Origin of the sequence: Bacillus sp. PS108 (assembly GCF_037963335.1) — a bacterium.
GTDB classification, from domain to species: domain Bacteria; phylum Bacillota; class Bacilli; order Bacillales; family Bacillaceae; genus Bacillus; species Bacillus subtilis.
In genome coordinates, this window is the sequence record NZ_CP150155.1 from 1502499 (window position 1) to 1524840 (window position 22342).

The 22342-nt window shown below is 42.0% G+C and carries 26 protein-coding genes; 16 read left to right on the forward strand and 10 right to left on the reverse strand.

The window, feature by feature from the left end:
- The first annotated feature begins 66 nt into the window (after positions 1–66).
- Positions 67–1395, forward strand: coding sequence for a pyruvate dehydrogenase complex dihydrolipoyllysine-residue acetyltransferase (gene pdhC, locus NSQ16_RS07885; RefSeq protein WP_003232311.1), 1329 nt, complete (start codon positions 67–69; stop codon positions 1393–1395).
- Between the two features lie 4 nt (positions 1396–1399).
- On the forward strand, positions 1400–2812 hold the full coding sequence (gene lpdA, locus NSQ16_RS07890) for a dihydrolipoyl dehydrogenase (RefSeq protein WP_003232309.1): 1413 nt from the start codon (positions 1400–1402) through the stop codon (positions 2810–2812).
- Between the two features lie 44 nt (positions 2813–2856).
- Here the strand turns inward: lpdA and slp are convergent, their stop codons facing one another.
- The gene (gene slp, locus NSQ16_RS07895) at positions 2857–3231 is read right to left on the reverse strand and encodes a peptidoglycan-associated lipoprotein Slp (RefSeq protein ID WP_003245672.1); all 375 of its coding nucleotides are present in this window, start codon (positions 3229–3231) and stop codon (positions 2857–2859) included.
- A gap of 417 nt (positions 3232–3648) precedes the next feature.
- Here slp and NSQ16_RS07900 point away from each other — a divergent pair, with 417 nt between their 5' ends.
- On the forward strand, positions 3649–3768 hold the full coding sequence (locus NSQ16_RS07900) for a GapA-binding peptide SR1P (protein WP_003232305.1): 120 nt from the start codon (positions 3649–3651) through the stop codon (positions 3766–3768).
- A gap of 39 nt (positions 3769–3807) precedes the next feature.
- Here NSQ16_RS07900 and speA read toward each other — a convergent pair whose 3' ends face one another.
- Positions 3808–5280, reverse strand: a complete 1473-nt coding sequence (gene speA, locus NSQ16_RS07905) for an arginine decarboxylase (RefSeq protein WP_017694801.1) — start codon at positions 5278–5280, stop codon at positions 3808–3810.
- 184 nt (positions 5281–5464) lie between these two features.
- On the opposite strand from speA, the gene NSQ16_RS07910 reads away from it, so the two are divergent.
- Positions 5465–5731 (forward strand): UPF0223 family protein, encoded by a 267-nt coding sequence (locus NSQ16_RS07910; protein ID WP_014476700.1) that lies wholly within the window; start codon positions 5465–5467, stop codon positions 5729–5731.
- A 31-nt stretch (positions 5732–5762) separates the two neighbouring features.
- Here NSQ16_RS07910 and NSQ16_RS07915 read toward each other — a convergent pair whose 3' ends face one another.
- Positions 5763–6401 (reverse strand): YktB family protein, encoded by a 639-nt coding sequence (locus NSQ16_RS07915; protein WP_015252167.1) that lies wholly within the window; start codon positions 6399–6401, stop codon positions 5763–5765.
- Positions 6402–6640: 239 nt separating this feature from the next.
- Here NSQ16_RS07915 and NSQ16_RS07920 point away from each other — a divergent pair, with 239 nt between their 5' ends.
- From NSQ16_RS07920 to NSQ16_RS07930, 3 genes are all read left to right on the forward strand, one after another.
- The gene (locus tag NSQ16_RS07920) at positions 6641–6829 is read left to right on the forward strand and encodes a hypothetical protein (protein WP_009967148.1); all 189 of its coding nucleotides are present in this window, start codon (positions 6641–6643) and stop codon (positions 6827–6829) included.
- 139 nt (positions 6830–6968) lie between these two features.
- Positions 6969–7766, forward strand: a complete 798-nt coding sequence (gene suhB / locus NSQ16_RS07925) for an inositol-1-monophosphatase (protein ID WP_003232297.1) — start codon at positions 6969–6971, stop codon at positions 7764–7766.
- Positions 7767–7791: 25 nt separating this feature from the next.
- Positions 7792–8220 (forward strand): GNAT family N-acetyltransferase, encoded by a 429-nt coding sequence (locus NSQ16_RS07930; RefSeq protein WP_072692649.1) that lies wholly within the window; start codon positions 7792–7794, stop codon positions 8218–8220.
- A gap of 78 nt (positions 8221–8298) precedes the next feature.
- On the opposite strand, the gene NSQ16_RS07935 is transcribed toward NSQ16_RS07930, so the two are convergent.
- Together NSQ16_RS07935 and nprE are read right to left on the reverse strand one after the other, a co-directional pair.
- Positions 8299–9213 carry a class I SAM-dependent methyltransferase gene (locus NSQ16_RS07935; protein ID WP_038427640.1) on the reverse strand — a complete coding sequence of 305 codons (915 nt, stop codon included), beginning with the start codon at positions 9211–9213 and terminating at the stop codon, positions 8299–8301.
- Between the two features lie 350 nt (positions 9214–9563).
- On the reverse strand, positions 9564–11129 hold the full coding sequence (gene nprE, locus NSQ16_RS07940; RefSeq protein WP_003245026.1) for a neutral metalloprotease NprE: 1566 nt from the start codon (positions 11127–11129) through the stop codon (positions 9564–9566).
- Between the two features lie 284 nt (positions 11130–11413).
- On the opposite strand from nprE, the gene NSQ16_RS07945 reads away from it, so the two are divergent.
- From NSQ16_RS07945 to sigQ, 4 genes are read left to right on the forward strand one after another with little or no spacing between them, the layout of a single operon-like run.
- A complete protein-coding gene (locus NSQ16_RS07945) occupies positions 11414–13354 on the forward strand; it encodes a hypothetical protein (protein WP_339232677.1) in 1941 nt (646 codons plus the stop codon).
- On the forward strand, positions 13344–13613 hold the full coding sequence (locus NSQ16_RS07950; RefSeq protein ID WP_003232287.1) for a hypothetical protein: 270 nt from the start codon (positions 13344–13346) through the stop codon (positions 13611–13613). Before NSQ16_RS07945 ends, NSQ16_RS07950 begins: the two co-directional genes overlap by 11 nt.
- Positions 13613–14134: an RNA polymerase sigma factor YlaC gene (gene ylaC / locus NSQ16_RS07955; protein ID WP_038430006.1), complete on the forward strand. Its 522-nt coding sequence runs from the start codon at positions 13613–13615 to the stop codon at positions 14132–14134. Before NSQ16_RS07950 ends, ylaC begins: the two co-directional genes overlap by 1 nt.
- Positions 14131–14424 carry an anti-SigP sigma factor SigQ gene (gene sigQ / locus NSQ16_RS07960; RefSeq protein ID WP_003232283.1) on the forward strand — a complete coding sequence of 98 codons (294 nt, stop codon included), beginning with the start codon at positions 14131–14133 and terminating at the stop codon, positions 14422–14424. The genes ylaC and sigQ overlap by 4 nt, the downstream gene beginning before the upstream one ends.
- A 39-nt stretch (positions 14425–14463) precedes the next feature.
- Here the strand turns inward: sigQ and NSQ16_RS07965 are convergent, their stop codons facing one another.
- On the reverse strand, positions 14464–15075 hold the full coding sequence (locus NSQ16_RS07965) for a hypothetical protein (protein ID WP_003232282.1): 612 nt from the start codon (positions 15073–15075) through the stop codon (positions 14464–14466).
- 271 nt (positions 15076–15346) lie between these two features.
- Positions 15347–15535 (reverse strand): YlaF family protein, encoded by a 189-nt coding sequence (locus NSQ16_RS07970; RefSeq protein WP_003245500.1) that lies wholly within the window; start codon positions 15533–15535, stop codon positions 15347–15349.
- 112 nt (positions 15536–15647) lie between these two features.
- Between NSQ16_RS07970 and typA the strand changes: the two genes are divergently transcribed.
- Positions 15648–17486 (forward strand): translational GTPase TypA, encoded by a 1839-nt coding sequence (typA, locus tag NSQ16_RS07975; RefSeq protein ID WP_003232278.1) that lies wholly within the window; start codon positions 15648–15650, stop codon positions 17484–17486.
- 56 nt (positions 17487–17542) lie between these two features.
- A complete protein-coding gene (locus NSQ16_RS07980; protein WP_039073838.1) occupies positions 17543–17860 on the forward strand; it encodes a YlaH-like family protein in 318 nt (105 codons plus the stop codon).
- Positions 17861–17915: 55 nt separating this feature from the next.
- On the opposite strand, the gene NSQ16_RS07985 is transcribed toward NSQ16_RS07980, so the two are convergent.
- Together NSQ16_RS07985 and NSQ16_RS07990 are read right to left on the reverse strand one after the other, a co-directional pair.
- Positions 17916–18125: a YlaI family protein gene (locus NSQ16_RS07985; RefSeq protein WP_003232271.1), complete on the reverse strand. Its 210-nt coding sequence runs from the start codon at positions 18123–18125 to the stop codon at positions 17916–17918.
- A gap of 82 nt (positions 18126–18207) precedes the next feature.
- Complete coding sequence (locus tag NSQ16_RS07990; protein ID WP_003232269.1) at positions 18208–18837, reverse strand: YhcN/YlaJ family sporulation lipoprotein; 630 nt, start codon at positions 18835–18837, stop codon at positions 18208–18210.
- Between the two features lie 154 nt (positions 18838–18991).
- Between NSQ16_RS07990 and NSQ16_RS07995 the strand changes: the two genes are divergently transcribed.
- The gene (locus tag NSQ16_RS07995; RefSeq protein WP_327836722.1) at positions 18992–20320 is read left to right on the forward strand and encodes a PhoH family protein; all 1329 of its coding nucleotides are present in this window, start codon (positions 18992–18994) and stop codon (positions 20318–20320) included.
- Between the two features lie 2 nt (positions 20321–20322).
- Here NSQ16_RS07995 and NSQ16_RS08000 read toward each other — a convergent pair whose 3' ends face one another.
- Positions 20323–20808 carry a hypothetical protein gene (locus NSQ16_RS08000; RefSeq protein WP_003245279.1) on the reverse strand — a complete coding sequence of 162 codons (486 nt, stop codon included), beginning with the start codon at positions 20806–20808 and terminating at the stop codon, positions 20323–20325.
- A 102-nt stretch (positions 20809–20910) separates the two neighbouring features.
- Here NSQ16_RS08000 and glsA point away from each other — a divergent pair, with 102 nt between their 5' ends.
- The gene (gene glsA, locus NSQ16_RS08005; RefSeq protein ID WP_042974846.1) at positions 20911–21840 is read left to right on the forward strand and encodes a glutaminase A; all 930 of its coding nucleotides are present in this window, start codon (positions 20911–20913) and stop codon (positions 21838–21840) included.
- 97 nt (positions 21841–21937) lie between these two features.
- Positions 21938–22219, forward strand: coding sequence for a YlaN family protein (locus tag NSQ16_RS08010; RefSeq protein WP_003245286.1), 282 nt, complete (start codon positions 21938–21940; stop codon positions 22217–22219).
- Positions 22220–22342: the final 123 nt, after the last annotated feature.

A 22342-nucleotide genomic window follows, 5' to 3' on the forward strand; every position in this document is an offset into this window, starting at 1 on the left:
TACCTGTTTTCAATGCTTACGATGTAAATTTTAAAATTGCTTAATCAAACTAGGAGGTCGAGAACTGTGGCATTTGAATTTAAACTTCCAGATATCGGGGAAGGTATCCACGAAGGCGAAATCGTAAAATGGTTTGTCAAGCCTAACGACGAGGTAGACGAAGATGATGTACTGGCTGAAGTCCAAAATGATAAAGCAGTAGTAGAAATTCCTTCACCTGTTAAAGGAAAAGTATTAGAATTAAAAGTTGAAGAGGGAACGGTTGCAACTGTTGGACAAACGATTATTACGTTTGATGCACCTGGTTACGAAGATCTTCAATTTAAAGGCAGCGACGAGTCTGACGATGCGAAAACTGAAGCACAAGTTCAGTCAACTGCAGAAGCTGGACAAGACGTTGCGAAAGAAGAGCAAGCTCAAGAGCCTGCAAAAGCTACTGGCGCAGGACAGCAGGATCAAGCTGAAGTTGACCCGAACAAACGCGTGATCGCTATGCCTTCCGTACGTAAATATGCTCGTGAAAAAGGCGTAGACATCCGTAAGGTTACTGGTTCAGGCAACAACGGACGTGTTGTAAAAGAAGATATCGACAGCTTTGTAAACGGAGGAGCGCAAGAAGCTGCACCGCAAGAAACAGCTGCACCACAAGAAACAGCTGCTAAACCGGCTGCTGCACCAGCTCCAGAGGGCGAATTCCCAGAAACACGCGAAAAAATGAGCGGTATCCGTAAAGCAATTGCAAAAGCGATGGTTAACTCTAAACACACTGCTCCTCACGTAACGTTAATGGACGAAGTGGACGTAACAAACCTTGTTGCACATCGTAAACAGTTCAAACAGGTTGCTGCTGATCAAGGAATCAAGCTGACTTACTTGCCTTACGTTGTAAAAGCTCTTACATCTGCACTGAAAAAATTCCCTGTTTTAAACACGTCAATTGACGATAAAACAGATGAAGTCATCCAAAAACATTACTTCAACATCGGTATCGCTGCTGACACTGAAAAAGGCTTGCTTGTACCGGTTGTGAAAAATGCAGATCGTAAATCTGTCTTTGAAATTTCTGATGAGATCAATGGCCTTGCAACAAAAGCTCGTGAAGGCAAGCTTGCTCCAGCTGAAATGAAAGGCGCATCTTGCACAATTACAAACATCGGTTCTGCCGGCGGACAATGGTTCACTCCGGTTATCAACCATCCAGAAGTTGCGATTCTTGGTATCGGACGCATTGCAGAAAAAGCGATTGTTCGTGATGGCGAAATCGTAGCAGCTCCAGTCTTAGCTCTTTCTCTCAGCTTCGACCACCGTATGATCGACGGAGCAACTGCGCAAAATGCATTAAATCACATCAAGCGTTTACTGAACGATCCACAATTAATTTTAATGGAGGCGTAATGTTATGGTAGTAGGAGATTTCCCTATTGAAACAGATACTCTTGTAATTGGTGCGGGACCTGGCGGCTATGTAGCTGCCATCCGCGCTGCACAGCTTGGACAAAAAGTAACAGTCGTTGAAAAAGCAACTCTTGGAGGCGTTTGTCTGAACGTTGGATGTATCCCTTCAAAAGCGCTGATCAATGCAGGTCACCGTTATGAGAATGCAAAACATTCTGATGACATGGGAATCACTGCTGAGAATGTAACAGTTGATTTCACAAAAGTTCAAGAATGGAAAGCTTCTGTTGTCAACAAGCTTACTGGCGGTGTAGCAGGTCTTCTTAAAGGCAACAAAGTAGATGTTGTAAAAGGTGAAGCTTACTTTGTAGACAGCAATTCAGTTCGTGTTATGGATGAGAACTCTGCTCAAACATACACGTTCAAAAACGCAATCATTGCTACTGGATCTCGTCCTATCGAATTGCCAAACTTCAAATATAGTGAGCGTGTCCTGAATTCAACTGGCGCTTTGGCTCTTAAAGAGATTCCTAAAAAGCTCGTTGTTATCGGCGGCGGATACATCGGAACTGAACTTGGAACTGCGTATGCTAACTTCGGTACTGAACTTGTTATTCTTGAAGGCGGAGATGAAATTCTTCCTGGCTTCGAAAAACAAATGAGTTCTCTCGTTACACGCAGACTGAAGAAAAAAGGCAACGTTGAAATCCATACAAACGCGATGGCTAAAGGCGTTGAAGAAAGACCAGACGGCGTAACAGTTACTTTCGAAGTAAAAGGCGAAGAAAAAACTGTTGATGCTGATTACGTATTGATTACAGTAGGACGCCGTCCAAACACTGATGAGCTTGGTCTTGAGCAAGTCGGTATCGAAATGACGGACCGCGGTATCGTGAAAACTGACAAACAGTGCCGCACAAACGTACCTAACATTTATGCAATCGGTGATATCATCGAAGGACCGCCGCTTGCTCATAAAGCATCTTACGAAGGTAAAATCGCAGCAGAAGCTATCGCTGGAGAGCCTGCAGAAATCGATTACCTTGGTATTCCTGCGGTTGTTTTCTCTGAGCCTGAACTTGCATCAGTTGGTTACACTGAAGCACAGGCGAAAGAAGAAGGTCTTGACATTGTTGCTGCTAAATTCCCATTTGCAGCAAACGGCCGCGCTCTTTCTCTTAACGAAACAGACGGCTTCATGAAGCTGATCACTCGTAAAGAGGACGGTCTTGTGATCGGTGCGCAAATCGCCGGAGCAAGTGCTTCTGATATGATTTCTGAATTAAGCTTAGCGATTGAAGGCGGCATGACTGCTGAAGATATCGCGATGACAATTCACGCTCACCCAACATTGGGCGAAATCACAATGGAAGCTGCTGAAGTGGCAATCGGAAGTCCGATTCACATCGTAAAATAATTTTCATATCAAAAACAGCCCTCGCTCAAAGCGGGGCTGTTTTTTTATTTTGACAGCACATGCTGTAATGGTTTAATGATGTCTTCTTTCTTTTTCACACATCCCTCGATTTTCACCACGACATGGCGCTGATCAACAACCATAAGGGTAGGGACAGTTTCAATCTCATCTTCCCAGCCTTCTTTTTTATCATAGACCTTCATTTTATCTATTTGCTCGGGATAATCTTTTTCTAAATCAAGCAGTGCATCGTAATAAGGCGCTTCCTGGTCTATTTGGTTCTCATCAGAAAAAAACAGGATTTGTGTATGATGAATGTTGTCAATCCGGCTTTTTTTCATCGGATTGATGGTGGAAAGCGTACAGCCCGATAAAGCAAATACTATTATCAGCATGGGGAATACCGCGCGATATCGCATCTATCTTCTCCTCTGTATAAACAGTAGTTAACTAGCTTTAGTTTATCACGAGAGGCGGCTTAATCTGCTTCTTGTTACCTAATTGTTATATAATTGAAACCGTTTTTAAAGTGAGATTACATATTATATCAATCGTTTAAAATAGCAACCTGGGTATATTGAATTTTTTGCTGCATTCTTGGATGAAAGTTCAAGAAAACGTGAAATTACATTATGTGCTGTGGCATATATATCGAGTAAAGCTTCTGTATGAAGAAGATATTGTATGAGGGAAAATGGAAAAGCACGGTCTATATGATGATCTAAAATTAAATGTGTTATACAGTTTATTGTTGACATTTTAAATGTGACATATTAATATAATAACAACAAAAGAAATTAAGCGTTTTCAAATTTCAAAGAAATGGGGAATAAGAGATGGGTACGATTGTTTGCCAAGATTGCAACGAAGCCATTCATTACTTTGAAGATGAGAAAGTGACAACATTATATGGAACTTGCTGCGGACAATGTCAATGTCCTGTTGATGAAGAGTAAAAAAAAGCATGCGGCTTTAAGCCGCATGCTTTTTATTTTTTATTGAATTGCTTTTTGTTCTTTGATGACCCGGATCATATGTAAAGTCGAGTCCTCAGGTCCTTGAACAGGGAGGCCTGCGTCAAGGTTTTTAAAAATATAGCTGATGTTTTCTTCTGTAATAATTTCTCCTGGAATGAAGATTGGAATACCAGGCGGATATACCATGACAAATTCAGCAATAATCCGTCCGGATGCTTCTTTTAATGGGATGACTTCCGTATTTGCATAAAAAGCATCACGCGGAGTCATTGCCAATAAAGGTATTTCTGGAAGCAGAACCTCAGTTTGCTGATGTGTTACATCTTGTTCTGACATTTGCTGTGCGATCTCAGTTAAAGCCTCTACAAGCCGGTCTGCATCATTTTGGCTGTCACCAGGAGTGAAAATACACAAAATATTGTACAGATCAGAAAGCTCAACCTCAATATTAAAGGATTCACGAAGCCATTTTTCCACGTCATGTCCTGTCAGGCCAAGACTTTTCACAGAGATAATCAATTTTGTCGGATCATAGCTGTAAGCTGCTTTCGACCCAAGAATCTCAGAACCGACACAATAAATGCCTTCAATCTGATTGAGGCGATCTCTCGTCTGATTGGCAAGCTTGAGTGTTTCCTCAGCAAGCTGGTGGCCTTCTGTTGCAAGGCGTTTTCTGGCAACATCCAAAGAAGCGAGAAGCAAGTAAGAAGTTGACGTAGTTGTCAGCATGCTCAGGATGGATTGCACTCTGTCTTTAGATACAAGGCCTTCTCTCATGTTTAAAATAGAGCTTTGTGTCAGTGATCCGCCCAGTTTGTGGACACTTGTCGCTGCTATGTCTGCTCCTGCCTGCATAGCTGAAAGCGGCAATTCATCGTGAAAATGAATGTGAACGCCGTGTGCTTCATCCACAAGCACTGGCACATCAAACGAATGAGCGAGTTCTACGATGCTTTTTAAGTCGGCTGCAACACCGAAATATGTCGGGTTGATGACGAGAAGCCCTTTTGCATCCGGATGTTCGGTAAGCGCCCGTTTAGCAGATTCAAGTGTAATGCCGTGGGAGATGCCCAATTCATTGTCAATTTCAGGATGAATAAAAATTGGAATCGCTCCGGAAAATACAATAGCTGTCATAATTGATTTATGAACATTTCTTGGAATAATAATTTTATCGCCAGGTCCGCAAACAGCCATTACCATTGTCATAATGGCGCCGCTTGTTCCTTGAACAGAAAAAAATGTATGATCCGCTCCAAATGCTTCAGCAGCCAGGTCTTGTGCTTGTTTAATAATGCCTTTTGGCGCGTGCAGATCGTCTAATGGTTCAATATTAATCAAATCTATGCTTAACGCGTTTTCACCGATAAATTGTCTGAATTCTGGGTCCATTCCTGCCCCTTTTTTATGGCCGGGAATGTGGAATTGAACAGGCTGTCTGCTTGCATGCTTTTTCAGTCCTGTGTATAAGGGTGTTTCATGTTGCGACAATTGTTTTCCCACCTTTGTAATCATACCTATGCATAATAGTGTGTATTAAAATCAGTTTCTCAACCGTTTTTTAGACGTAAAACAAATGAATTATATTATGAACTTGAAAGAATGTAAAGAACAATTTATGATCAAATGAAGATGCTTTCTCTTAAGGGAAGTAAATCTATAAGGAGTGAAGAAAATGGAGTATCAATATCCGATGAATGAAGATTGGACAACCGAAGAAGCAGTGGATGTGATTGCATTTTTCCAGCAGGTTGAGCTTGCATATGAAAAAGGGGCGGATCGTGAAGAACTGCTTAAAGCTTACCGCCGTTTCAAGGAAATTGTACCGGGGAAGGCCGAAGAAAAAAAGATATGCGGCGAGTTTGAGGAACAAAGTACATATTCTCCTTATCGCACGGTCAAACAGGCGAGAGAATCTGATCACGCGAAGATTAAGATGTAAGAAAAAGAGCCGGGGATATCCCGGCTCTTTTTTATGCTTGTGATACTTTTTGGGTGAGACGGTACAGAAAAGCAAGCTGCTTAAAGGCATCATCGATACGCTGAAGGAATTCCTGGTTATTCATATTCAGCACTTCTTCTTTTTGGAGCTGGATGCCGCATAACAGCTCAGCTTTCTTTACAGTCTGCAAACGCTCAAACAGTGTCTTCAGTTGTTCCTTGTCCATTTCAGACTGTTTATGTACGCCCGGTTTTGTGTGATCTGCAGACCAAACGAAGCTGTCAGGGATATTTTTCGTAATGGTTTCTTGGTTCACTTCAAGCAATTTGCCGTATTCTTCTTTGATAGGGGATTCATAAATAATCGCGAACCACACAAAGACGTGGCTTTCCCATAAACCAATTTGGAAATGCGGCAGTTTTTTATAGCCTCTTTTGCTGTTTGCGAACGCCACCCAGCTGTCAGCCGGGGGATTGACGGATCTTCTTGCGTGCTTCGCCACATGCGGAAACATTTCATCTCCGGTTAAAGCTGATAAAGTTGGGGCAAAATGTTCGCCTAGAGCTGTAAGCTTCGGACGGACCGTCTCTTTTAATACTTCCATGCGCGCGTCTAAGCCTTCTATTGTAAATGTGTTAAAGTCTTCTTCAGTGAAACGCATTTGTGTCATGATTTTCCTCCTTCATGCTAAGTATACATATTTTATCACAGTTCATACGAGCTTCAAAAAGATTGAGCGCGTTTGAAGTAAGGGGAAATGTGGTAATAAACGAGTAGGTAAACACACAATTTTCAGAATCATGTTGCGCGTAAATAGAACAATCATACGATATAAGAAGTAATCATTGTTGAATGGCAAAATGGGATGCTTTTTTACAAACAAATGATCTCTGGAAGGGGCGAAAGACAATGAGGCAAGTTGTAAAAGAGGGATTTAAGGAAGAGAAAAACAATCGTGTTGCTGTCTGGAGACTAGAGGTTGATTATGAATTGGCAACCCTATATGAAGCAATGCAGAAAGAAAATGAAGAGCAGATTGAACAAAGCAAAAACAAACTTGAGCGACTTAGAAAAGAATGGATTCGTCTTAACGGGTAAAAAAGCGATAGTGAAAACGAACCGCATGAATGGTTCGTTTTTACGTGAGAAGGGATATTTTTCATTTTCCTTGCTTTTTCATTGCCGTTATCAGTATCCTATAAAATAAAAGGTCTACATAGAAGAGAGGTACGAACGAATGACAAATTGGACGGAAATTGATGAGATTGCAAAGAAGTGGATAAGAGAAGCAGGCGCGAGAATTACACAATCCATGCATGAAAGCCTGACAATTGAAACGAAATCAAATCCGAATGATTTAGTCACCAATATTGACAAAGAAACCGAAAAGTTTTTCATTGATCGAATTCAAGAAACATTTCCGGGACATCGGATACTCGGTGAAGAGGGGCAAGGAGACAAAATCCACTCACTTGAGGGAGTCGTATGGATTATTGATCCGATTGATGGGACGATGAATTTTGTGCACCAGCAAAGAAATTTTGCGATTTCCATTGGGATTTTTGAAAACGGTGAAGGGAAAATCGGTTTAATTTATGATGTGGTGCACGATGAGCTGTATCACGCATTTAGCGGCAGAGGGGCTTATATGAATGAAACGAAGCTGGCTCCTTTAAAAGAAACCGTCATTGAAGAAGCGATTCTTGCCATTAATGCAACATGGGTAACGGAAAACAGAAGAATTGATCAAAGTGTGTTAGCGCCACTTGTGAAAAGAGTCAGAGGCACACGCTCCTACGGTTCTGCCGCTTTAGAGCTGGCAAATGTCGCGGCAGGAAGAATAGATGCTTACATCACGATGCGGCTTGCGCCATGGGACTACGCAGCCGGCTGTGTGCTGTTAAATGAAGTAGGAGGCACCTATACGACCATTGAAGGAGAGCCGTTTACCTTTTTAGAAAACCACAGTGTGCTAGCCGGAAACCCATCTATACATAAAACGATATTTGAAGAGTATCTTCATGCTCGGAAGTAGGCCATTTGAGCAGGATGATCTCAGCTTGTTAGAAAAGCTCGCGGAGGCTCATCCTGTATGGAAAGAGGAGGAGTTTGGAGATAAAGATGCAGAAGACTATATCATTTCCTACTCCATGTACAACGGTTCATGGCTTGTATGGGAAAAAGACGGTATGCCTGTTGCCGCCAGCTACCATCTCGAGTGGTCTCCTTCAAACGGTAAGCCGTGGCTCGGAACGGTCCTGATTGACCCGGCTGAAGAAAAAAAGGGACATGCGAAGATGATCATTGAACAGATCAGCAAATTGCTTAGAGCGAAACATAAAGCGATGTTTGCGGGAGTTCCCATTGAGCGCAGGGAATGGATACTGTTTTTAAGCCAATGCGGCTTTGAACAGCTGAAAACGGAAAAAGATGAGAAAGGCAAATCATTTATGATCTTGGTGAAGCCTTTAGCAGAAGCTGCCGTATGATAACGACAGCTTATTTGCTGCATGCGGGTTCAAATAAAAAGCCTCTCAAACATTGAGAGGCTTCTGATGATTTGAAAATTATTTTTTTACCGCATGAATATAATGAATCGTTTCAAACGCTGACAAATTGTCTTTTCGATTACTAAAGAAAAGGTCATTGATGTCGTCTGGTGATAGATGTTCATAGATCAGTAAACCAGATGACTCTAACAGATGTTCAATCTCTTGATAAGTGAAACATGATTTCATCGGTTCCCCGCTTGCGGCAGCCATCTTCACCATATGTTCAACTCGATTCGACGTCCCTTTTGCTGTAAAAAGTGTTTCGTCCGCATAATCAAAAACAATAGAGCTTCCAGGCGGGACATCAGAAAATAAATTGCTGATCAAACTTGCATTTTCTTCCCGTGTTACATAATAAGACACTCCGAGAAGGCTGAAGAATGTTTTTGTGTTCTTAAATCCTTCATCTAAGAGAGGGTCATACGAAAACGTTTTGGTGAAATCCATAGGAACAAAATGAAGATGACCCGGAATTGTCAAATTTGCATCCTTCAGCTTATTTTTTTTGAATTGCTGTGTAGCCGGATGATCAACCTCGAAAACCTGTAAGCTATTTTCTAATTCTGGATGCCGAAAGCAGAAAGTATCAAGCCCCGCGCCAAGAATGACATACTGTTTTGCTCCCAGGATTAATTCGTTGTGCAAGACTTTTTCACAATAAGAAGCACGTGCTAGGGGCGTGGGAGACAGCTGGATTTGTGCAACCCATTTTAATATTTTTTCAGGATCATTTTGAAGACGTTCGCCGATCTCTTTGTTGAAAAACGATATTCCTTGAATCATATTTTTACTGATGTCGATAAACTCTTTCTCGTTAATGAGATCTTTTGCGATAAAATCATCAAAAATAAGAGGTGTGTCATATCGGCTGTGATATGCACGGGCAAAAGCTGAAATTAGAGACGTTAAGCTGGACTCATTTTTTCTCATGAAATGATCCTCCACAAAAAATAAGATTCCCCTGGCCAGGAGAATCTTATTATACATACAAATATATTAATAGTAAATTTTAGCATAAATAATTTTTTTTGTCAATGTTTTTGCTCTTAACTGGACGCGCGATCCTTCACATAGCCACGTGACCTGTAGCAGAATTCGTCTATCAATTATGTGGACTGAATCATTAGCTTTTATAAAATGCGCACTTGCGGCTGCATCCCTCTTTTTGCAAATCAGGAGCCGTTTCTGTCTCATGGCAGCATCTTTTCGTCGTTTCAGCTGAGAGAGAAATCAAGATATGTAACAATAAAAGCCTGAGGGATCTCAGGCTTTTTCTAATATTACAATCCAACAGCATTCCAGGCTGCTTCAACTTTAGCGGCATCAGTTGAGCCGTAGAGGTCACGGGCAGACTGAATGAGAGCTGCCTTGGCATCTTTGAACGTGGAAGAAGGCGTGAGGTACGTTGTTAACGCACGGTAATAGATTTGCTGTGATTTAGATACACCAAGTTTTGTGATGGTGTTGTAAGCGGCTTTGTTTGGAATTCCGCTGTTTGTGTGTACACCGCCATAATCGCCTTCATCTGTGTTTGGAAGGTTTCTATAATTGGCGTAATTGTCAGGCTGGTTGTATTTTGTAGGGTTGGACAGGCTGCGAAGAGCAGGCTGGCTGACCGTAATGTCTTCACCGATGTCCCAGTCTTCTGTATCGTTAAAATACCCGAATACGTCAGAGAAAGACTCGTTTAATGCACCTGGCTGATTTTCATAAATCAAGTTGGCTGTTTCTTGGGTGACGCCATGTGTCATTTCATGCGCTGTCACATCTAATGAGCCGGAAAGCGGAGAGAAGAATGAACCGTCGCCATCACCGTAAATCATCTGGTCTCCTGTCCATGCAGCGTTATTGTATTGAGTGCCGTAGTGAACGGAAGAAACGATTTTACTGCCTTTGTTATCATAGCTGTTTCGTTTAAAGTTTGAATAAAAATAATCGTACACTTTACCGAGGTTATAGTGTGCGTCAACGGCTGCCCGCTGTGATGAAGATGTAAATGTTTTCGTTGTGCTTGAGACAAGCGTGCCCGGAAGGCGGCTTTGTCTGTTTTGCAAATCATATGTGATGATTTGGGTGCCTGTTGGTTTTGAAAGATCTCTTAGAACATATTTTCCGCCTTCATAAGAGATGTTCAAAGGAACAGTTGCGCCCTTTAGAGTTGTTCCGCTTCCAGTGGCGGCGGCATGTTCTACTTTATTTTGCTGTTTTAAAATGCTGCCTGTTTCGGCGTCAACTAAGACTTCCCAGTTTGCAGGTTCAGGCTCGACATAGCGAATCGTCACGTCGTAAGCAAGACGATAGCTGCCGTCTTTTGTTTCTATCGCTTTTAATTCGGCTTTATTGCTGTTTTTGGCCGCTCCGTTAGAAACAGCGTCTGGTGATTTGCCGATAGCTTTGAAAGCGAGTGCCAGCGCTTTTTCAGAAGAGACTTTTTGGCTGTTATCTGTTTTTGCAGCAGATTGATTGTGTAATTCACCATTGACCGCATAGACATTATCGGATTTATCGACGTGAACGATCACTTGCGAATCTTTAATTGGCACTCCGTTAACGACAGGCGCATATCGAAAGTGCTTGTATCCAAGGGCATCAGTCGTGCTTTCAACAAGCTTCAGCCTTTTGGAAGGGTCACCTTTAAAAATGTTGCTGTTCTTTTTCAAAAACTGCTTGACAGCCTTGTCATTTGGTGCAGAGAGTTCTGATTGCGCAATCGCGTTTTTGGAGAGGAAATTTGTTTGATTCTCTTTAAGCTGATGACCTTCAGCAGCCTGAACACCTGGCAGGCTGATTGATAAACTCATAAACGAAGCAGCGACAGCAACAGACAATTTCTTACCTAAACCCACAATAAATCCCCCTTTTTGAAAATACTGAAAACTTTATATTGTTATATTAAACTAGCATTCTGGAATACTCAACAAAAACTAACATAACTAGACAAAATTGATAGTATTGTCCTGTGTTTGTTTTTGTTGAATAATATCAAGATGAGTCAAGTGTCATGTGATGGTTCACTCAAGAGTTATGTTTTTTACATATCAAGGGGAAGATGAGATATTTTTGTTTCATCTTGAAACTTTTTGAAAAGTCCGCTGTCTAACCGAATGAGGCCTTAATAAGAAGTAAAGGATTGTTGTTCGTGTTGGAGTTATTCAGTCATTATGTATTGCATTTCGAACGTTATTTTATATTAAGCAGACAAAGCACCCTGCTGATTCAATGGTCAATTGTTGTTCTGGCGGGCTTATATCTTTTGGGGCATCATCCCAAAATAAACCGGCAGCGAACAATGTTCTTGGCGGGTGTTATATTGCGGATTGTGCTGCTGGCGGGAGTGTCTGTTGAACTTATTCACCAGGTGCAATCAACAAACTTCACCAGCGCTTACTTAAGAGAGGACGGAAAAGAACTGCTGCCGCTGCTGCATTTTTTGTTATACGGATATGTGCTGCTGACGGCTATACACTATATGCTGATGCCGCGTGATCATGGCGGAAAGGGTAAGTTTTATACGTTCGACCTTGCCGTTGTCAGTTTGCCGATCGTACAAATGATTTTTAGTTTCTTTTCGTATTGGAAGGAATACCCGGATGGGATGGAGCCGATTGCATTCGTGTTTCTGTTTTTCATCATCACTCTTCCCATTGCGTTGAATGTAGTGTTTTTCAAGCTGTATTGGAGAACGGATAAGATCTTACTAGGCTTATTTTATACGCTGATTATCGGACTGCTTGTCTTGCTGCTTGCGCCATATCCCAATCAAATCTCAAAAGATTATGGTGCAGTAATGCCATATACGATTTATTTGGCAATGGCGGGATTTTTGATGAGCTATCATCTGTTCCAAAAGTCAGGAAAGGTTTATGTGCGTGTGAATAAGTGGGTGACGATGGCTGTCCTGGTGTTTTTTGTCCTGCTGTTAAATCCGATATATAACATAGGAACGGCTGCTTTCGCTGTATCAAAGCCAGCAAATGTCCATGATTCATTCAATTTTGTCGGGGAGCACATTTCATCAGAAAAAGCGGAACAGATACTAAAGTCATTTTTTCCTACGGATGAAACACTTTATTTGCATGATACAAACATGGATGTGCATTATTTCTACTCATTTGAAAGCAAAGGTTACAAAGCTGAGGTAGATGAAGTATCGCAGCTGATTCGTAATTATGAATACTTACAAAAAGCACATGGGAAAAAGCTAACGAATCAGGAGTACAAGCGGAAGTCCATCGCTTTCCTTGAGCGACACGGACGTGTGTTACATAAGGATCATATCGAAACAAAGGTATCAAATGAGGACGGCCAGACAGTCGTACGTATATACCTGAAAAATCAACTGCATAAAAAAGATCATGCTGATGATGGCGCGGTATTTTATTGGGAAAAGGAAACCTTAATGGGTTTTAGTGAAGATCCATCGATTTACCAGCTCGACTCTCTTCTGCATGTTCATATAACGGAACAAGACATTCAAGACAAAGTGGAACAAATGTTTACAGCGCTGAACATCTCAAAACAGCCTTATCAGATCACTGATATTGAAAGCAATAGCCTGCTCGGAAGCATGGTGAGAGTGGAAACAAAAGGTGGAATTGTTTTGGAATTTGAGGGCGAATCAGGTTGTTTACATAGTCTTTCGCTTCCGATGAAAAAGAATATCTCAATGGCTAACAGCCGGATGCAGCATCAGATATTATCGATCTTCGATGCTCGTGGATCAGAAAAGAAGAAAAAAAGCAGTCAGGGTGACATGGTGATGTATACTGATTCTTCTAAAACATATGAGTTTTTTGAAGATCAAGGTCAGCTAAACGTTTATGTATATAGCGATACACCTGATCAGTCATTCCCTTATACGTATCGTAATGGAACATTGGCTTACGAAAAAGTAGCTTCTCTATATCAGGATGTCATTTACAAAAAGCGTATGCGTCCGATTATCGTTCAAAGAGGGGATGAACGGCATTATGCATGGCTGATCATTATTCAGCCGTTTGGTTCAAATCGCCATGATGCCTATGTAGTGGATGGAGAAACACAAGAGGTGAAAAGTCTTTATGAATCATAAAGAAAAAGAGTCTGTTTTTGTAGACTTATACGACCTGTATAAAGAAGGAGAACTAGAGGATGAATCAATGGAATGGATGAAACAGCATGAATCCCTATTTCAAAAGAATGCGGAAGACTTAAAGAGTAAAACTTGTTTAAAGAGAAGTCCCGGTGCTGAAGAAGAAAGCCAAATCAGATATATGAAAGTATACCTGTCTTCCATGTATATCTGTTTCATTTTATTGGCCATTTGGATGACGGTGTGGTTTTACTTTTAATGAAGCATAGGGATTCCATTGAGGACTTGTATCGGCAGTATTATCAAGAAATTTTAAATTATTTATTCAGAAGGACTCATCATCTTGAAACAGCCAAGGACTTAGCGCAGGACACGTTTGTAAAAGCTCTTAACGGTCTGGCTTCGTTTAGGGGGCATTCTTCCATCAGAACATGGCTCTACACCATTGCGCATCATACCTTTATCAATTGGTACCGAAGGGATGTCAAATACCAATTTACTGAAATCAGCAAAAATGAAGGGTTAACGCAAACAACTTATGACCAGCCTGAACAGTATCTGTCACGGACGGTGAAAAGCGAAACACTGCGGCAGGAGCTCCTGAAGTTAAAAGATCAGCATCAATCCGTTTTGATTTTAAGAGAATTCCAAGAGCTTTCTTATGAAGAAATCGCTGAGATATTAGGATGGAGTCTTTCTAAGGTGAAAACCACATTGCACCGGGCTAGATTAGAGCTAAAGAAAAACATGACGAAAAGTAGAGAGGAGGAGCGGATATGACCTGCTTTCTAGTAAGAGACCTGCTTCCTCTGTATCTTGAAGGTGATTGTAAAAGAGAAACGGAACACGTTATAGAAGAGCATTTAAAAATGTGCAGCAGCTGCAGAGACATGTATGACACGATGGCTGAGCCATTTGAATTGGAAAGCGAACAGGCCGTTGAGGAGGCTTATCTGCCGGAAGAAGAACTGCGTTTTAAACAGAGGTACTATGGATTACTGATCATGAAAGCTGCCTGCTGGTTTGGAGCGGCGGTTGCCATGATGCTGATCATCAAACTGCTGATATAAAAAAAGCGCTTGTCCGATTCCGGCAAGCGCTTTTTTACATTAAGCCTGGGGATGAATCATATCGTAAATAGCGGCAAGCTGTTCTTGTGACAGGGCACTGAAGAGTTTTTCATAAACGTCAGCTTGCAGTGGCGTTGCACCTGCTTGTAGCGCTGCGTCTTTATCATAGCTGTACACATCATCTTGTAGCACAATGGCTGCTTGAAGAATGTGAATCTTGAGAGAAACAGCGGAGAAAAATTGTTCAAGTGCAAGTGCTTCTTTTTCTGTGAAGCCAAGTTCAACTGCTTTTTCTGTATCAAATTTGTAATTTCCATCCTCGAGATACACACATTGTGAAACAATGCTGAAAAATTCTGATGTCGATTCCCAGAGTGTAGCAATTACCTGAGCCTCTTCTTTTGTCATTCCTAACTCGACAGCTTTTTCGCTGTCAAAATAATATACACCGTCTTGTTCGTAAATACATTGATTTAATATATCAATGAATGTATTGAGATCTTCGTTAGTGCTCGCCTGATGCTGGAGTTGAACAGCAGTGTTATCAACCGGTGTTTTTGCGCTGGCTGCATCAGGACCGAACGTTAATAGAGCAGCTGAGGTCATTGCGGCAGTCGTTAACATAGCTTTTTTTACAAATGTTTTCTTCATGTTTCTTCTCTCCCTTTTATGAATTGTGCTACAAATTCCATTATAGGGAGTAGTTTCCGGTGGAGGAATAGGCGCTATGGTATTTTATGTGTATCGTTGCCGAACTACTTTTTGAAGGCTGCACGTGTGATCGTTAGAACGATTGTCTATGTATGAAGGCTGTTTTGCATCTTCCTGACTAAGAAACAGGGGAGATAAGGCTTAAGAAATGAAAAACACCGCTTTCTTTGCGGTGTTTTTTGATTACAATGTCGCCGGCGGGGCAATGCTTTTAATCAAGCAAGCCTTGTTCGCGCATTTTCTTTTTTAATGTAAATCCGCCGCCCATGACAGCGCAAACAAGTACAATGCTGGCGATAATGCCTGCAGGGCTTTTTTCAGCGATAAAGACGCCGATCAGCATAATGCTGAAAACCGCTGCAAATGCAAATAATAGTAAAAGCCAATTCATTTTTTTCATAAATTCCATCCCCTTTTACGTCTTATATTAAGTTTACAGAAAAACGTGACGCTTTTAAAGAGGATGTGTGATATAATATGAAAGTTATCTAATTTTTTTAGGAGATGAAAAAGTGAAACTTCGAAATGATCTTCGCAACATCGCGATTATTGCCCACGTTGACCATGGGAAAACGACTCTAGTCGATCAGCTTTTACATCAGGCTGGTACGTTCCGTGCCAACGAACAGGTTGCTGAACGCGCAATGGACTCTAATGATCTTGAACGCGAACGCGGCATTACAATATTGGCGAAAAATACTGCGATTAACTATAAAGATACACGTATCAATATTTTGGACACCCCTGGACACGCAGACTTTGGGGGAGAAGTAGAACGGATTATGAAAATGGTTGACGGCGTAGTGCTTGTCGTTGACGCATATGAAGGCTGTATGCCTCAAACTCGTTTTGTTCTGAAAAAAGCTCTTGAGCAAAACCTGAACCCTGTTGTTGTTGTAAACAAAATTGACCGTGACTTTGCTCGTCCAGAGGAAGTTATCGATGAAGTTCTGGATCTGTTCATTGAGCTTGATGCCAATGAAGAGCAGCTCGAGTTCCCAGTGGTATATGCTTCCGCGATTAATGGAACAGCGAGTCTTGATCCGAAACAACAGGATGAAAACATGGAAGCTTTATATGAAACCATTATTAAGCATGTTCCGGCACCTGTTGATAATGCAGAGGAGCCGCTTCAATTCCAAGTTGCCCTTCTTGACTACAACGACTATGTAGGCCGTATCGGAATCGGACGCGTATTCCGCGGCACAATGAAAGTCGGACAGCAGGTTTCTCTTATGAAGCTTGACGGAACGGCAAAGTCATTCCGTGTTACAAAGATTTTTGGTTTCCAAGGCTTAAAGCGTGTGGAAATTGAAGAAGCAAAAGCGGGAGACCTCGTTGCGGTTTCCGGGATGGAAGATATCAACGTTGGTGAAACGGTATGTCCTGTAGACCATCAAGATCCGCTTCCGGTGCTTCGCATTGATGAGCCGACACTTCAAATGACATTTGTCGTGAATAACAGTCCGTTTGCAGGCCGTGAAGGCAAATATGTAACGGCCCGCAAAATCGAAGAGCGTCTTCAATCACAGCTTCAGACGGATGTGAGCTTGCGTGTTGAGCCAACAGCTTCTCCTGATGCTTGGGTTGTTTCAGGACGCGGTGAGCTGCACTTGTCAATTTTAATTGAAAATATGCGTCGTGAGGGCTATGAGCTTCAAGTGTCAAAACCTGAAGTTATTATCAAAGAAATCGACGGCGTACGCTGTGAGCCTGTTGAACGTGTGCAAATTGATGTTCCTGAAGAGCATACTGGCTCTGTCATGGAATCAATGGGTGCCCGCAAAGGCGAAATGGTTGATATGATCAACAACGGAAACGGCCAAGTCCGTCTCATCTTTACAGTTCCTTCCCGCGGATTGATCGGTTACTCTACAGAATTCCTATCATTAACACGCGGATTCGGTATTTTGAACCATACGTTTGACAGCTACCAGCCGATGCAGGCAGGCCAAGTCGGCGGACGCCGTCAAGGTGTACTTGTGTCAATGGAAAACGGAAAAGCAACATCATACGGTATTCAAGGAATTGAAGACCGCGGTGTCATCTTCGTTGAGCCGGGTACTGAAGTATACGAAGGAATGATCGTTGGAGAGCATAACCGTGACAATGACCTTGTTGTTAACGTCAGCAAAATGAAACAGCAAACAAACGTCCGTTCTGCGACAAAGGATCAGACAACTACAATTAAAAAAGCGCGCATCATGTCTCTTGAGGAGTCTCTAGAATACTTAAACGAAGATGAATATTGTGAAGTAACACCTGAATCCATCCGTTTAAGAAAGAAGATCCTCAATAAGAACGAACGTGAAAAAGCAGCTAAAAAGAAAAAAACAGCAGGATTGTCTTAATCTCGTGCAGAATTTGAAAAGATAGAACCCGTACGTTTACAGGGGAGGGAATCTTTTTGAATGACGTGAGCGAACGTCTGTCGTTCTTCGCCGCTCTATATCAAGTAGACCGGCAGCCTGCGGCAGGCATGTGGCTGCTGTACGGCACGATTTTTGTGTTGGCCGTTATTGTATTTAAGCTTGGATTTGCTAAACGGCTTCCTGTATTAAAATCTGCAATGGTGTATGTATTTTTGGCGTTGGGCTGCACTGTTTTGACTTTTTTAGGGGTGTTTTTGCCCGTGGCAGAAGGATTGGTCGTCGCTGCGCTGATTTTAATCATTTACAAAATCCGGCTGTATCAGTCGAAAAAAGGACAGTCTGCAAAATCATAAAAGACTCAGCTGAAAGCTGAGTCTTTTTTGTGTTCTGTATGGTTAAGCGGCCGCTTTATTTTTTGACTTTTTCTTTTTTCTGCTGTCCCGGGTGAAAAGTAAATTTTCCCGTTTTCAGCCGTTCCTCTGTTTTTTTGGCAATCCGATCGTGGCATTCCTGGCACATATATGTATGGATCGGGCGGTTTCGAAGCCGTTTCGCGATCAGGGTATCATCATCAATTGTTTCAATTTTATCGCAAATAGAACATTTGACCCTCATCATATCACCTCTTTCACTAACATGTATTATAGCACGGATCAGAAGCTGTCCAAAATAAGAAAAAGCTAAAGCGCAAGGCTATAGCTTAGTCATTGTTGTTCTTTTTCATATGATGATCAGATTGATCGTTTTGCTCCTTCTCCATTTCCTGTTGCTGTTTTCTATTTAATTGGTCATTTTGCTGCTTTGTTTGCGGTTCATCTTCATTGTCAATCACATCGTTAGGCACTTCGGGAAGCACTCGGCCGACAATTGCAGCTAATTCATCCAGTATACCTGTTACCGGATGGCCCTCGCTGATTTCTCTGCTCATTTCGCGAAGGCGGCTGACCGTATCGGGATCAGCAATGACTACTGCGTTGGCGCCATATCGATCATTCTTTAGCGCCTGAGCTACAGAATATTTAATGGTTTCCACTTTGCTTCTGTCCAAAGTATCATCGACATCAATCCCAACAACAGCATAGCCTCCCAGCACAACGGCTGTTGCATCCTTGACGTCGGGGTTTTTTTCAGCAACGCTGACAAGATGCTTGGCAATATCCGTTCTTGTTCCATTGTCTTTTGTTTCTTGAGTTGTGTCCTTTACGTGAATCGGTTTAGTCTCCTGCTGTCTTGTTGATTCTTTTTCAACATTCTGGCCCTGTTTTCCTTGTTGATAGGCACAAGCGGACAGGATAAGTGTCAGCTGTATGATAATGAAAAGAATTCGCACTTGCGGGTTCCCTCCTTAAAATGCTTTCATTAATTTTATTGTTGAATTAACCTTCTATCTTTATGCACAAAAACATATATTTTAGCAGGCATTCACCTTTTTCATCAAAAGAGAAGCAGGAAGAACTTTGACCCTTATATCAGGAGGCTGAGACTTGAGTAAAATTTATGTGTTAGATACGAATGTGTTATTACAGGATCCTAACGCGATATTTTCTTTTGAAGAAAATGAGGTTGTCATCCCTGCTGTCGTTTTAGAAGAGGTTGATTCAAAAAAACGGTATATGGACGAAGTTGGGAGGAATGCAAGGCACGTATCTAAGCTAATCGATGCGCTAAGACAAAAGGGCAGGCTGCATGAGCATGTACCGCTTGACACCGGCGGCACACTGAGAATTGAACTGAATCATCGTTCGTTTCACCAGCTGCAAGAGATCTTTATTGAAAAGACGAACGATAATCGCATATTAGCCGTTGCGAAAAACTTAAGCCTCGAGGAAGAAACCAAGGAAAATGGCAGGCCGGTTATCCTCGTCAGTAAGGATGTACTGGTCAGGGTTAAAGCCGACGCAATCGGACTGATTGCTGAAGATTTCTTGAATGACCGGGTTGTGGACAATGATGAAATGTACAGCGGCTATAAAGATTTATATATCAGCCAGCAGCTGTTCAGCTCTTTTTACGGGAAAAATCAAATTTCAGTAAACGATGTGAAACAGCATGCGTTTTATCCGAATCAGTTTGCTTTAATGAAGGATGAGCTAGGAGGGTCCTCCTCGGCAGTCGGAATTGCAGACAAAACCGGAACGGTATTAAAAAGACTCGTATTTGATGATGAACATATATGGGGAATCAGGCCGAAAAATGTACAGCAGACAATGGCATTAGAGCTTTTGCTGCGGGAAGATATTCCGCTTGTCACCCTGATCGGCAAAGCGGGAACCGGCAAAACGCTCTTAGCTTTGGCGGCAGGGCTATTACAGACAGAAGACTTGGGAATATATAAAAAGCTGGTCGTCGCAAGGCCGATTGTTCCTGTTGGCAAGGACATCGGGTATTTGCCAGGCGAAAAAGAGGAAAAGCTAAAGCCTTGGATGCAGCCGATTTTTGACAACTTAGAGTTTCTGTTTAATGCGAAAAAACCGGGGGAGCTTGATGCTATTTTGGCGGGAATTGGCTCAATTCAGGTAGAGGCGCTGACTTATATCAGAGGGAGAAGCATTCCAGATCAATTTATTATCATTGATGAAGCGCAAAATTTGACCAGGCATGAGGTGAAAACTTTGCTGACGAGAGTCGGTGAGGGCAGTAAAATTGTCTTAATGGGTGACCCTGAACAAATTGATCACCCATATTTAGACAGTCTGAACAATGGTTTAGCCTATGTGGTTGAGCGGTTTAAAGGACAACCCATCTCAGGCAGCGTGAAGCTGTTAAAAGGTGAGAGATCAGGTCTCGCCCAGCTCGCAGCTGATTTGCTGTAACATTAAATGATTTCGATCTCTTTTACGTCGGTAATCGGCTGTTTGTGATGAACCGGGTCTTCAAAGTAAATATGCACGGGGCCGCCTTCTTGAATCGGCTTGCCTGCCTCACTGAAATGGACAATACTGTTCAGAGCGGTTTCCAGAGAAACGGCGGCCTTTCCCGAACTTGTGACAAATACACATTGCGTCGCAGAGCTGTTCGGCTCAGCATTTTTCAGGACAGTCCCAAGTCTCATTGCGAAACTGCCGTTCATCAGTTTTTGCTTCTCATATTGCTTTTCCGTCTTTAATGTAGGCGGCGCAATTCGCCCCTCTCTGATGACGCGTTCCGGATCAAGGTCGGATTCATCCCCGGCTGATTGTAAATATGTGTCTTGACTGTCCCCTTTGCGGTCAAACGAAAATTTGCGATCATCAAAAATCCATACGCTTGGATCAATGGTAATTGGATATGTAACATTGCCTTTTACTTGGATAACGCTCATGATATGACCCCCTTCTCTCAAAATTATAAAAGTTTTCGCATGAATTGTCACTTTGTGTACAAATTATGTGTATTGAAATGCTGAGGGAACGAGGGTGTTTGCATGGTATGCCGGCATAATGATGAGCTTGAAGCCTTAGTGAAAAAGGCGAAAAAAGTAACGGACAAGGGGGAGATAGCCAGCTATATTCCCGCCTTGGCAAAAGCTGATAAACACGACCTGTCAGTGGCGATTTATTATTCCAATAATGTTTGTCTGTCAGCAGGTGACGTAGAAAAAACATTTACGCTTCAAAGTATATCGAAAGTCCTTTCCCTTGCTTTGGTGTTAATGGAATACGGCAAAGATAAGGTCTTCAGTTATGTTGGACAGGAGCCGACCGGTGATCCGTTTAACTCAATTATCAAGCTCGAAACGGTGAATCCGAGCAAGCCGTTAAACCCTATGATTAATGCCGGGGCATTGGTAGTGACAAGTCTGATAAGAGGAAGAACGGTGAAAGAGAGACTTGATTATTTGCTTTCTTTTATCAGAAGGCTGACAAACAACCAAGAGATTACATACTGCCGGGAAGTGGCTGAATCTGAATACAGCACTTCAATGATTAATCGGGCGATGTGTTATTATATGAAGCAGTACGGCATTTTTGAAGATGATGTAGAGGCAGTAATGGATTTATACACGAAGCAATGCGCGATTGAGATGAACAGCTTGGATTTAGCGAAAATCGGATCTGTATTTGCATTGAACGGCAGACATCCAGAGACTGGGGAGCAAGTCATCTCAAAAGATGTCGCTAGAATTTGCAAAACATTTATGGTGACGTGCGGAATGTATAATGCAAGCGGGGAATTCGCAATTAAGGTCGGAATTCCTGCGAAAAGCGGCGTATCCGGCGGGATTATGGGCATTTCGCCTTACGATTTCGGGATCGGCATATTCGGCCCCGCATTAGACGAAAAAGGGAACAGCATTGCAGGTGTAAAGCTTTTGGAAATAATGTCTGAGATGTACAGGCTGAGTATTTTTTAATTTATGTCATATGCTTAAATCCTCTTGCATTTTCTGTTGATACCCTTTATGATAAATAGAAGAATTAGGTACTCGCCTGGGGAACGGAGGGATACTTTTGGCTTCAGAGATGATAGTTGACCATCGGCAAAAAGCTTTTGAACTCTTAAAAGTGGACGCTGAGAAGATTTTGAAGCTGATCCGAGTACAAATGGATAACTTAACGATGCCTCAATGTCCTCTATATGAAGAGGTTTTAGATACTCAAATGTTCGGGCTTTCGAGGGAAATCGATTTTGCTGTCCGCCTGGGATTGGTTGATGAAAAAGACGGTAAAGACCTTTTATACACATTGGAGCGCGAATTGTCTGCTTTGCATGACGCGTTTACAGCTAAATAAATGATAAAACTCAAACTTATTAACAGTTTGGGTTTTTTTATAACCGCTATTTTTCTCTCATCTCATAAAAGACGGTCTTTTTTTACACATTCCTTCCGAATCGTATAGAGATTCTTCGTCTCG